A 9794-nucleotide genomic window follows, 5' to 3' on the forward strand; every position below is an offset into this window, starting at 1 on the left:
TGGGTCAATCTAAAGTCATCAGAGTCTTGAGCGCCGTGCCTTAAGTCCGAACCGTTTGCCCTGAGCCCGTCGAAGGGCTTGTTCTTTCCTTTGGCGCCGCAAGAAGAAGCACGGTGCTTCGACAAGCTCAGCACAAACGGAAGAGGGCGGTTCGGATTTAGCACTCGCTGCTCCGGCGCTTTTCGTGCCGGTTCGGGTGGTGCCCCGGGGCCAGCGAAATTTTCGGCGCATCTCCCTCGATACATGGAGCGGTTCCGGTTTCCCGGCGACAGGCGGACCATGCCCGATGGCGCCGCCCCGTCTGGACCCCGGCTTTTGCCGCGGAGCGGATATGGCGGATGGGGCATCCCCATTTTTTTGCTGCACGCGGGCCCGGTCGCCGTAACGGCAAGGCCCGCGCGGTCTTTCGCGCGGCTTTCAGCGCCATTGACACGCTCGTTCGGCCTCTGCACCCATGGCGGCGGAGAGACGAATGAACGATAAATCTGCCCTTGCACCGGGGCTCGGGTCGCCGCCCACGGACGGCATGGGCACGGGGACGCGCGCGACGCTGTGGCTCCTGCTGATCGTCTATATCTTCAATTTCCTCGACCGGCAGATCGTCAACATCCTTGCCGAACCGATCAAGGGCGACCTCGGCCTGACCGACACCCAACTCGGGCTGCTCGCCGGTCCGGCCTTTGCGGTCTTCTATGCGCTGCTCGGTATCCCGATCGCGCGCCATGCCGACCGGGCCGGGACGAACCGCGTCCGGCTGATCGCGCTGGCGCTCGCCATCTGGTCGGTGATGACCGCGGTGTGCGGGCTTGCGCAGAATTTCGTGCAGCTTCTCCTCGCGCGGATCGGCGTCGGCGTCGGCGAGGCGGGTTGCACCCCGGCGGCGCATTCGCTGATCACCGACAGCGTGCCGGCGGCGAAGCGTTCGTCGGCGATCGCCTTCTACGGCCTCGGCGTCCCGGTCGGCTCGCTGCTCGGATTGATCCTCGGCGGCGTGGTCAACGACCTTTATGGCTGGCGCATCGCGCTGATGCTCGTGGGCCTGCCGGGATTGATCCTCGCGCTCGTCGTGCTCTTCGTCATGCGCGAGCCGCGCCATCACCGCGTCGCGGAGGCGACCGCCGCTTCCGCGCCCGCGGCGCTTCCCGCAAGTGCGGCGCTCAAGGAGGTCTTCGCTTCGCGCGCCTTCGTCTATATCCTGATCGCGGCGTCGGTGACGGCCTTCCTCGGCTATGGCAAGGCGTTGTGGACGATCAGCTTCTTCATCCGCAGCCACGGCCTGTCGACGACCGAAGCGGGGCTGTCGATGGCCGTGGTGCTGGGACTGGCGGCGGCGTTCGGCACCTGGCTGGGCGGCAAGGTGGCGGACGTCTTCGGCCGGCGCGACAAGCGGCATATCCTGACCTTTCCGGCCTATGGCATGGCGATCGTCGCGCCGCTGCTGTTCCTCGGCTATTATATGGAGGACTGGCGGGTCGCGATGGCGCTGCTGATCGTGCCCAGCATCGTCAATTCGGCCTATTACGGCCCCGCCTACGCCTGTGTGCAGGGACTGGTGCGGCCGCAGGCGCGCGCGGTCGCGGCGTCGATCATGCTGTTCGGGCAGAATCTGATCGGGCTCGGGTTCGGGCCCTTCCTGTTCGGCGTGTTGTCCGACGCACTGGTGCCGAGCGTCGGCGGGGAAAGCGTGCGCTATGTCCTGTACGGCGCCGCGTGGCTGGGGTTGATCCCCGCCTTCTTCTTCTGGCGTGCCAGCCTGCGCCTGACGGCGGAGCTCAAGACGGGTTAGAAGGGCGGACGCTCGGCGGCGCGCTGCGCTTTCGCCGCGTCGATCCACCAGCACAGATCGTCGGCGAAGCGCGGAAAGGCCTTGATCAGCCGGCCGCCGTCCTCGCCCGCGGGCAGGCCCGCGGTATCGAAGGCGCCGCCGATCCGCGCCAGGCTGAGCGGGGTCGAGGTGACGACCATGCCCATCGCGCCCAGCGTGGTGCGCCACGCCGTCGCGGCGCGGATGCCGGCGAAGGGGCCCGCCGAGTAGGACGCGACCGCGGCCGGACGCCACGCGAACTGCGGCAGATAATGATCGACGAGATTCTTGAGCCCCGGCTGCAGGCCGCCGTTATATTCGCCCGCCACGAAGACGAAGCCGTCGGCGGCCGCGATCCGGTCGGCCAGCGCGGCCATCGCCGCGGGCGCTTCGCCCTCGCGATAGTCGCTGTGCCGCCGGTCGAGCATCGGCAGGTCGACGGCCTTCGCATCGACCAGTTCGGCGCGGTCGCCGCGCGCGGCGAGGGCTTCGACGATCCAGCGGGCGAGCTTGATGCCCTGCCGGTCCTGGCGATAGCTGCCGTAGAAGACGAGGATGACGCGGCTCATGCGCCTCTCGTGCCACGTCTGCCGCCCGAACGGAAGCGGGTTGCGCCTGCCGGGCGCGTGTCTAAGCTGGATCGGGGAGAAGTGGGGGAGAAGGATATGCGCGTATACCGCACGCCGGACGACCGGTTCGCCGGGCTGCCGGACTGGCCCTTTGCGCCGCAATATGTCGAGATCGCGGACGGTCTGCGCGTCCATCATGTCGACGAAGGTGACGCCGCGGCGCGGCCGGTGCTGATGCTCCACGGCGAGCCGACCTGGGGGTATCTGTATCGCAAGATGATCGGTCCGGCGGTCGATGCCGGGTTTCGCGTCGTCGTGCCCGACCTGATCGGCTTTGGCCGGTCCGACAAGCCGCTCGAGGCATCGGCCTACAGCTATGCGCAGCAGGTCGCGTGGATGCGGCAGTGGATCGAGGCACTGGATCTGAAGGACATCATCCTCGCCTGTCAGGACTGGGGTTCGCTGATCGGCCTGCGGCTGATGGCGGAAATGCCCGAGCGGTTCGCCGGCGTCGCATTGTCGAACGGCGGCCTGCCCGAGGGGCAGCCGGCGCCGCGCGCCTTTGCGATCTGGCGCGCCTTTTCGCGATACAGCCCGGTCTTTCCGATCGGGCGCATCGTCAATGCCGGGGCGAAGCGGTCGCTGACACCAGAGGAAATCGCCGCCTATGACGCGCCCTTTCCGACGCGCGCGTCGAAGGTTGCGGCGCGTATCTTCCCGTCTTTCGTGCCGCTGGGCGACAATGTCGCGGTGCCCGACCAGAAACGGGCGTGGGCGGCGCTGGAGGCATTCGACAAGCCGTTCCTGTGCTGCTTTGCCGATGGCGATCCGATCACACGCGGCGGCGATGCGCTGTTCGTCGAGCGCATCCCCGGCGCGCGCGGCATGGCGCACCGCACGCTGCACGGCGGGCATTTCATTCAGGAGAATGACCCCGCGGGCTTCGTCGCCGCGATCCGCGACGTGGCGGCGGCGCGCTAGGCAGTCGCCCTCTTTCGCGCCGGAACGAACCGGACCGCGGCGGCGGCGATCAGCAGTAGCGCCGGCGGGATATACATCGGGGCGATCGCCGCGCGGCCCCCATAGCTGACCATGAAGATCAGCCAGATGTACCAGACGCCGGCCTTGTGCAGCCGCTGCCAGTTCTTTGTGCCGAGCGTCCGCACGGCGCCGTCGAACGAGGTCGCCGCGAGCAGGGCGATGAAGACATAGGCGATTCCCCCGCCGACGAGCGTCGAGATCGGGGGCGGAGGTGTCCGGTCGCCATAGGCGCCGAACAGCCACAAGATGGCGAGCAGGTGGATGAGGTGCGAGAAGGCGAAACCGAGCCCGAGCCAGCGCCGGTTGCGGATCGTCCAGCGTGTTGCCGGCGTCGACCGCAGCCGGAAGAGCGCACCGGCGGTGAAGGCGGCGACGAACAGGAGAAGCGAGGAGCGCGCGCTCGCGCGGATCAGCATGCGCGTGCCGTCGATTCCGCTGCCCGCGATGGCGAGGACGATCGCGCTCATCACGAGCAGCATCGCCATCAGCAGGATCAGCAGCCGCCCGCCTTCGCTCCATCCATCGGTTCGCGTCGCCATAGGCCCCCTCCCGATGGCAGGGTTATAGCGCGTTCGCGCGCGCTTCCTAGTCGCTGAACGGATCGCGGATCAGGATGGTGTCCTCGCGCTCGGGACTGGTCGAGACGAGCGCGATCGGGGTTTCGATCAGTTCCTGCACGCGCTGGATATATTTGATCGCCTGCGCCGGCAGGTCGGCATAGCTGCGCGCGCCCGCGGTCGATTCGGCCCAGCCCTCCATCTCCTCGTAGATCGGTTCCACCGCGGCCTGATCGGCGGCGTGGCTCGGGAAATAGTCGAGGATCTTGCCGTGCAGGCGGTATCCGGTGCAGATGCGCACCTTCTCGAACCCGTCGAGCACGTCGAGTTTGGTCAGCGCGATGCCGGTGACGCCCGATACCGCGCAGCTCTGCCGCACCAGCACCGCGTCGAACCAGCCGCAGCGGCGCTTGCGGCCGGTGACGGTGCCGAATTCATGCCCGCGCTCGCCAAGCTGCTGGCCGGTCTCGTCCTCCAGTTCGGTCGGAAAGGGGCCGCTGCCGACGCGCGTCGTATAGGCCTTGGCGATGCCGAGCACGAAACCCACCGCCGAGGGGCCGAGGCCCGAGCCCGCCGCCGCGGTGCCGCTGACGGTGTTCGAGCTGGTGACGAAGGGGTAGGTGCCGTGGTCGATGTCGAGCAGCACGCCCTGCGCGCCCTCGAACAGGATGCGCGCGCCCGCCTTGCGCACCTTCTTCAGCCGCTTCCACACCGGCTGCGCATATTCGAGCACGAAGTCGGCGATCTCGGCGAGGTCGGCGAGCAGGCGCTCGCGGTCGATCGGCGGCTCGCCGAAGCCCGCGCGCAGCGCGTCGTGGTGCGCGGTCAGGCGGTCGATCTGCGGTTCGAGATGGTCGAGGTGCGCAAGGTCGCAGACGCGGATCGCGCGGCGGCCGACCTTGTCTTCATAGGCGGGGCCGATGCCGCGCCCGGTGGTGCCGATCTTCCCCGCGCCCGCCGCCGTCTCGCGCAGCGCGTCGAGGTCGCGGTGAAAGGGCAGGATCAGCGCGCAATTGTCGGCAATGGCGAAATTGTCGGGGTTGATCTCGACCCCCTGGCCGCGCAGCTTGGCGATCTCGTCGCGCAGCGCCCACGGATCGAGCACGACGCCGTTGCCGATGATCGACAGCGTGCCGGTGACGATGCCCGAGGGCAGCAGCGACAGCTTGTAGGTCTGGTTGCCGACGACGAGCGTATGGCCGGCGTTATGCCCGCCCTGAAAGCGGACGACCGCGTCGGCCCGATTGGCGAGCCAGTCGACGATCTTGCCCTTGCCCTCGTCGCCCCATTGCGACCCGATGACGGTGACATTTGCCATGATGCTGTCCTGCTGAATGCGGCCCGGTCCGGCCCGGCGCGGGCTTAGCGGATTTGGCCGCAGAGGCAAGGGGCGGGGCGTGGAATATGCAGTGGGTCCGTGCCGGGTCCCGGTCGTGCAGGGGAACACCCCCAAGGTCGTTTGCCCTGAGCTTGTCGAAGCACCGTCCTTCTTCTGCGGCGCCTGATAGAAAGAACGGCCCTTCGACAAGCTCAGGGCAAACGGTGCATATTTAAGGCATGATGCTCTATACCGCGACCGGCCCGTCGGGCCCCAGGCTCCACCCGCAACCGAGTCGTCCGGCCTCGTCGGCGTCGGTGAGCGCGGCGATCGTTCGCCAGCCGTCGGCGCGCAGGCTGGCGGCAAGCGCCGCGTCGTGGCCCAGCGGCAGGAAGATGCGGCGCTCGGCCTCGTTCGCGGCGCCCAGGCCGTCGTCGATCAGCGGGTCGGGATAGAGCGAAAAGCCGACCGCCGGTTCTTCCTGTTCTTCGCCGAGCGGGATCGCATAGCCGCCGCCGCGGCCGATCGCGTCGCCGTGGCCGGGAACGAAGATCTGGAAACCGAACCAGCTTTGATAGGCGAAGCCGTGGCGCTCGGTCGGATCGAGGGTCAGCGCGGCGCGCTGGCGGATCGGCGCGGCGATCGCCTCGAGCGCGTCGAGGCGGCTTGCCAGCGTGCCGTCGCGGTCGAATGCGCGCAGGTCGGCGAGCGCGCGGTCGAACGGCCCGGTCGCGCGGAGCAGCGGCAGATAGGCCTCGGCGCCGAGACGGACGAGCGCGCCCGCGTCCTTGGCGTCGAGCGCGTCGCGCAGGTTTTCGCGGTCGGCGGCGACGGGCAACGGACCGCTGGCGAGCAGGTCGACGACGTCGGGGAGGGTGAAGTCGATCGTCGCCGATCCGATCCCCGCCGCGTCGAGCGCGTCGATCGCGACCGAGACGATCTCGCGCGCCGCCGCGACGCTGTCGCTGCCGATCAGTTCGGCGCCGACCTGCAGCATCTCGCGCGCCGGGCGAAGCTGGCTCGCGCGCAGCTTCACCACCTGCCCCGCGTAGCAGAGGCGCAGGGGGCGCGGCGCGGCGGCGAGCAGCGAAGTGGCGATGCGCCCGACCTGCCGCGTGATGTCGGGACGCAGCGCCAGCGTGCGCTGCGACACCGGGTCGGTGAAGCGCAGCAGGTCGCGCGCCGCGCGGGCGTCGTCGCCGCTCAGCGTCTCGCGGAACTCGGCGAGCGGCGGCGCGACGCGGCCGTAACCGTGCGCGCGCATCGCATCGACCAGCGCGCGCGTCACGCGCGACGCCGCCTCCGCCTGGCGCGGCAGGCGGTCGCGGAGGCCTTCGGGAAGCAGGGCGGGGGCCTTGGTCATGGCGCTGGCCTTAGGAGGGTGAAGGCAGGGATTCAACCGACCTCGAAATCCGTTCGTGTCGAGCCTGGTCGAGACACCCCGAAGGGAAGCGTTTCATCGATGGGCATCTCGACTTCGCTCGATGCGAACGGGATTTGAAAAGCTGGCTTAAAACGTCAGTCCCTTCACCGTCTTCACGCCGGGAAGCTGGCAGACCTGCCACAGCAGCGGTTCGGGCATCGGCGAATCGAGGCTGAGCAGCAGCACCGCTTCGCCCCCCGCGGCGCGGCGGCCGAGGTGGAAGGTGCCGATGTTGAGCCCCGCCTCGCCGAGCGCGGTGCCGATGCGGCCGATGAAGCCGGGCGCGTCCTCGTTGACGATATAGAGCATATGGCCATCGAGGTCGGCCTCGACCTTGATCCCGAACATCTCGACGAGGCGCGGTTCGTTGTTGCCGAACAGCGTGCCCGCGACCGACCGATCGCCCGCCTCGGTCGCCACGGTGACGCGGACGAGCGTCTGGTAATCGCCCTCGCGGTCGTGGCGCACCTCGCGCACGTCCAGCCCGCGCTCGCGCGCGAGGTGGGGGGCGTTGACCATATTCACGCTGTCCGAATAGCGCCGCATCAGGCCGGTGAGCACCGCGGCGGTGATCGGCTTCATGTTGAGCTCGGCCGCCGCGCCCTCGACCTCGACCGAGATCGTGGTCAGATTGTCGTGCGCGAGCTGGCCGACGAGGCTGCCGAGCTTTTCGGCAAGGCTCATATAGGGGCGCAGCTTGGGCGCTTCCTCGGCCGACAGGCTGGGGACGTTGAGCGCGTTGGTGATGCCGCCGGTCAGCAGATAGTCCGAAATCTGCTCGGCAACCTGGATCGCGACATTGACCTGCGCCTCGTCGGTCGAGGCGCCGAGGTGCGGCGTGCAGATGAAGTTCGGCGTACCGAGCAGCGGATTGTCCGCAGCCGGCGGTTCAGTCGCGAAGACGTCGAGCGCGGCGCCCGCGACATGGCCCGAATCGAGCGCTTCCTTCAACGCCGCCTCGTCGATCAGGCCGCCGCGCGCGCAGTTGATGATGCGCACGCCCGGCTTGGTCTTGGCGATATTCTCCTTCGACAGGATGCCGCGGGTCTGATCGGTCAGCGGCGTGTGCAGCGTGATGAAGTCGGCCTTTGCCAGCAGCGTGTCGAGGTCGACCTTCTCGACGCCCAGTTCGATCGCGCGCTCGGGGGTCAGGAAGGGGTCGAAGGCGACGACCTTCATCTTCAGGCCCAGCGCGCGCTCGGCGACGATGCTGCCGATGTTGCCGCAGCCGATCAGACCGAGCGTCTTTTGCGTCAGTTCGACGCCCATGAAATCATTCTTCGGCCATTTGCCTGCTTGCGTCAGCGCATTTGCTTCCGGAATCTGGCGGGCAAGGGCGAACATCATCGCGATCGCGTGCTCTGCGGTGGTGATGCTGTTGCCGAAAGGCGTGTTCATCACCACGACGCCCTTCTTCGACGCTTCGGGGATGTCGACATTGTCGACGCCGATCCCGGCGCGGCCAACGACCTTCAGATTGGTCGCGGCAGCGAGGACGTCGGCGGTCACCTTGGTCGCCGAGCGGATCGCGAGGCCGTCGTAATCGCCGATGATCGCGATCAGTTCGTCCCTGGTCTTGCCGGTGATCTCGTCGACCTGGATGCCGCGCTCCTTGAATATCTGCGCGGCCTTGGGGTCCATCTTGTCGCTGATGAGGACTTTGGGTGTGGTCATTTCGATGACTTTCAAAAGCGTCGTTCGTCCTGAGCCTGTCGAAGGACAGTTCTTCTTTTTGGACGTCGGAAGAAAAGGGCGGCCCTTCGACAAGCTCAGGGCCAACGGAAAAGAGGGAGCGTCACGCCGACAGTTCGGCGTAGGCCCAGTCGAGCCACGGCCCGAGCGCTTCGATGTCGGCGGTATCGACGGTCGCGCCGCACCAGATGCGCAGGCCCGGCGGGGCATCGCGATAGCCCGCGATGTCATAGGCCGCGCCCTCCGCTTCGAGCAGGCCGGCGAATTTCTTGATGAAATCCGCGTCCGCGCCGGCGACCGACAGGCAGACCGAGGTTTTCGACCGGCTCGCCGAATCGGCCGCGAGGTGGCTCAGCCAGTCGCGATCCGCAACGATCGCGTCGAGCGCCGCGGCGTTCGCATCGCTGCGCGCCTTCAGGCCGTCGAGCCCGCCGAGCGACTTCGCCCATTCGAGCGCGAAGATCGCATCCTCGACCGCGAGCATCGACGGGGTGTTGATCGTCTCGCCCTTGAACACGCCCTCGGTCAGCTTGCCGCCCTTCGTCAGGCGGAACACCTTGGGCAGCGGCCATGCGGGGGTGTGGCTTTCGAGCCGCTCGACCGCGCGTGGGCCGAGGATCAGCACGCCGTGCGCGCCTTCGCCGCCCAGCACTTTCTGCCAGCTGAAGGTCGCGACGTCGATCTTGTCCCACGGCAGGTCATAGGCGAACACGGCGCTGGTCGCGTCGGCGAAGCACAGGCCTTCGCGGTCCGCGGCGATCCAGTCGCCGTCCGGCACGCGCACGCCGCTGGTGGTGCCGTTCCAGGTGAACAGCACGTCATTCGACCAGTCGACCTGGTTCAGGTCGGGAAGCTGGCCGTAATCGGCGCGGACGACCGTCGGGTCGAGCTTGAGCTGCTTCGCGGCATCGGTGATCCAACCTTCACCGAAGCTTTCCCAGGCCAGCGCCGTGACCGGCCGCGCGCCCAGCATCGTCCACATCGCCATTTCGAACGCGCCGGTGTCCGATCCGGGGACGATGCCGATGCGGTGCGTGTCGGGCAGGCGCAGCATCTCGCGCATCAGGTCGATGCAAAGGGCGAGACGCGCCTTGCCGATCTTCGCACGATGCGAACGGCCGAGCGATTCAGTAGCGATCTTCTGGGGGGACCAGCCCGGCGGCTTGGCGCAGGGACCGGAAGAGAAAAAGGGGCGCGCAGGCTTGGCCTGCGGTTTACGCACTTCAGTCATGTCAACTCTCCTTACAGAGAGCACGCGCGGCGTTGGGACCGCGTGGCCCGGCGCCGCGTTTAAGGAGGAGGGCGCAACTGTCAAATGATTTGTGCGGGCGGCGGCGATGCGGGGGCTTTCGCCCGCCGATCTCCATCGCCGAGAATAGAGGGGCATCGC

At 68.0% G+C, this 9794-nt stretch carries 8 protein-coding genes; 2 read left to right on the top strand and 6 right to left on the bottom strand.

Annotated elements, in window-relative coordinates:
• Positions 1-472: 472 nt before the first annotated feature.
• A complete protein-coding gene (locus tag SGR02S_RS17595; protein WP_067113031.1) occupies positions 473-1786 on the top strand; it encodes a spinster family MFS transporter in 1314 nt (437 codons plus the stop codon).
• Here the strand turns inward: SGR02S_RS17595 and SGR02S_RS17600 are convergent.
• On the bottom strand, positions 1783-2373 hold the full coding sequence (locus SGR02S_RS17600; protein WP_067113033.1) for an NADPH-dependent FMN reductase: 591 nt from the start codon (positions 2371-2373) through the stop codon (positions 1783-1785). The genes SGR02S_RS17595 and SGR02S_RS17600 overlap by 4 nt on opposite strands.
• A gap of 96 nt (positions 2374-2469) precedes the next feature.
• Here SGR02S_RS17600 and SGR02S_RS17605 point away from each other — a divergent pair, with 96 nt between their 5' ends.
• Positions 2470-3354 carry a haloalkane dehalogenase gene (locus SGR02S_RS17605; protein WP_067113035.1) on the top strand — a complete coding sequence of 295 codons (885 nt, stop codon included), beginning with the start codon at positions 2470-2472 and terminating at the stop codon, positions 3352-3354.
• Here SGR02S_RS17605 and SGR02S_RS17610 read toward each other — a convergent pair.
• The 5 genes from SGR02S_RS17610 to SGR02S_RS17630 form a co-directional block, all read right to left on the bottom strand.
• Entirely contained in the window at positions 3351-3953 is a 603-nt protein-coding gene (locus SGR02S_RS17610) for a ferric reductase-like transmembrane domain-containing protein (protein ID WP_067113037.1), read from the bottom strand. The genes SGR02S_RS17605 and SGR02S_RS17610 overlap by 4 nt on opposite strands.
• A 46-nt stretch (positions 3954-3999) precedes the next feature.
• A complete protein-coding gene (locus tag SGR02S_RS17615) occupies positions 4000-5289 on the bottom strand; it encodes an adenylosuccinate synthase (RefSeq protein WP_067113039.1) in 1290 nt (429 codons plus the stop codon).
• Positions 5290-5536: 247 nt separating this feature from the next.
• Positions 5537-6652, bottom strand: a complete 1116-nt coding sequence (locus tag SGR02S_RS17620; RefSeq protein WP_067113047.1) for an ATP phosphoribosyltransferase regulatory subunit — start codon at positions 6650-6652, stop codon at positions 5537-5539.
• Positions 6653-6799: 147 nt separating this feature from the next.
• Positions 6800-8386, bottom strand: coding sequence for a phosphoglycerate dehydrogenase (serA, locus tag SGR02S_RS17625; RefSeq protein ID WP_067113067.1), 1587 nt, complete (start codon positions 8384-8386; stop codon positions 6800-6802).
• 121 nt (positions 8387-8507) lie between these two features.
• The gene (locus SGR02S_RS17630) at positions 8508-9635 is read right to left on the bottom strand and encodes a phosphoserine transaminase (protein WP_067113055.1); all 1128 of its coding nucleotides are present in this window, start codon (positions 9633-9635) and stop codon (positions 8508-8510) included.
• Positions 9636-9794: the final 159 nt, after the last annotated feature.

The organism is Sphingopyxis granuli NBRC 100800, assembly GCF_001591045.1.
Taxonomy (GTDB): Bacteria; Pseudomonadota; Alphaproteobacteria; order Sphingomonadales; family Sphingomonadaceae; genus Sphingopyxis; species Sphingopyxis granuli.

Bases quoted from the DNA above. Each gene is read 5' to 3' on its own strand.
- SGR02S_RS17605 (WP_067113035.1), top strand. From the start codon at position 2,470: ATGCGCGTATACCGCACGCCGGACGACCGGTTCGCCGGGCTGCCGGAC.
- SGR02S_RS17595 (WP_067113031.1), top strand. From the start codon at position 473: ATGAACGATAAATCTGCCCTTGCACCGGGGCTCGGGTCGCCGCCCACG.
- serA (WP_067113067.1), bottom strand. From the start codon at position 8,386: ATGACCACACCCAAAGTCCTCATCAGCGACAAGATGGACCCCAAGGCC.
- SGR02S_RS17620 (WP_067113047.1), bottom strand. From the start codon at position 6,652: ATGACCAAGGCCCCCGCCCTGCTTCCCGAAGGCCTCCGCGACCGCCTG.
- SGR02S_RS17600 (WP_067113033.1), bottom strand. From the start codon at position 2,373: ATGAGCCGCGTCATCCTCGTCTTCTACGGCAGCTATCGCCAGGACCGG.
- SGR02S_RS17630 (WP_067113055.1), bottom strand. From the start codon at position 9,635: ATGACTGAAGTGCGTAAACCGCAGGCCAAGCCTGCGCGCCCCTTTTTC.
- SGR02S_RS17610 (WP_067113037.1), bottom strand. From the start codon at position 3,953: ATGGCGACGCGAACCGATGGATGGAGCGAAGGCGGGCGGCTGCTGATC.
- SGR02S_RS17615 (WP_067113039.1), bottom strand. From the start codon at position 5,289: ATGGCAAATGTCACCGTCATCGGGTCGCAATGGGGCGACGAGGGCAAG.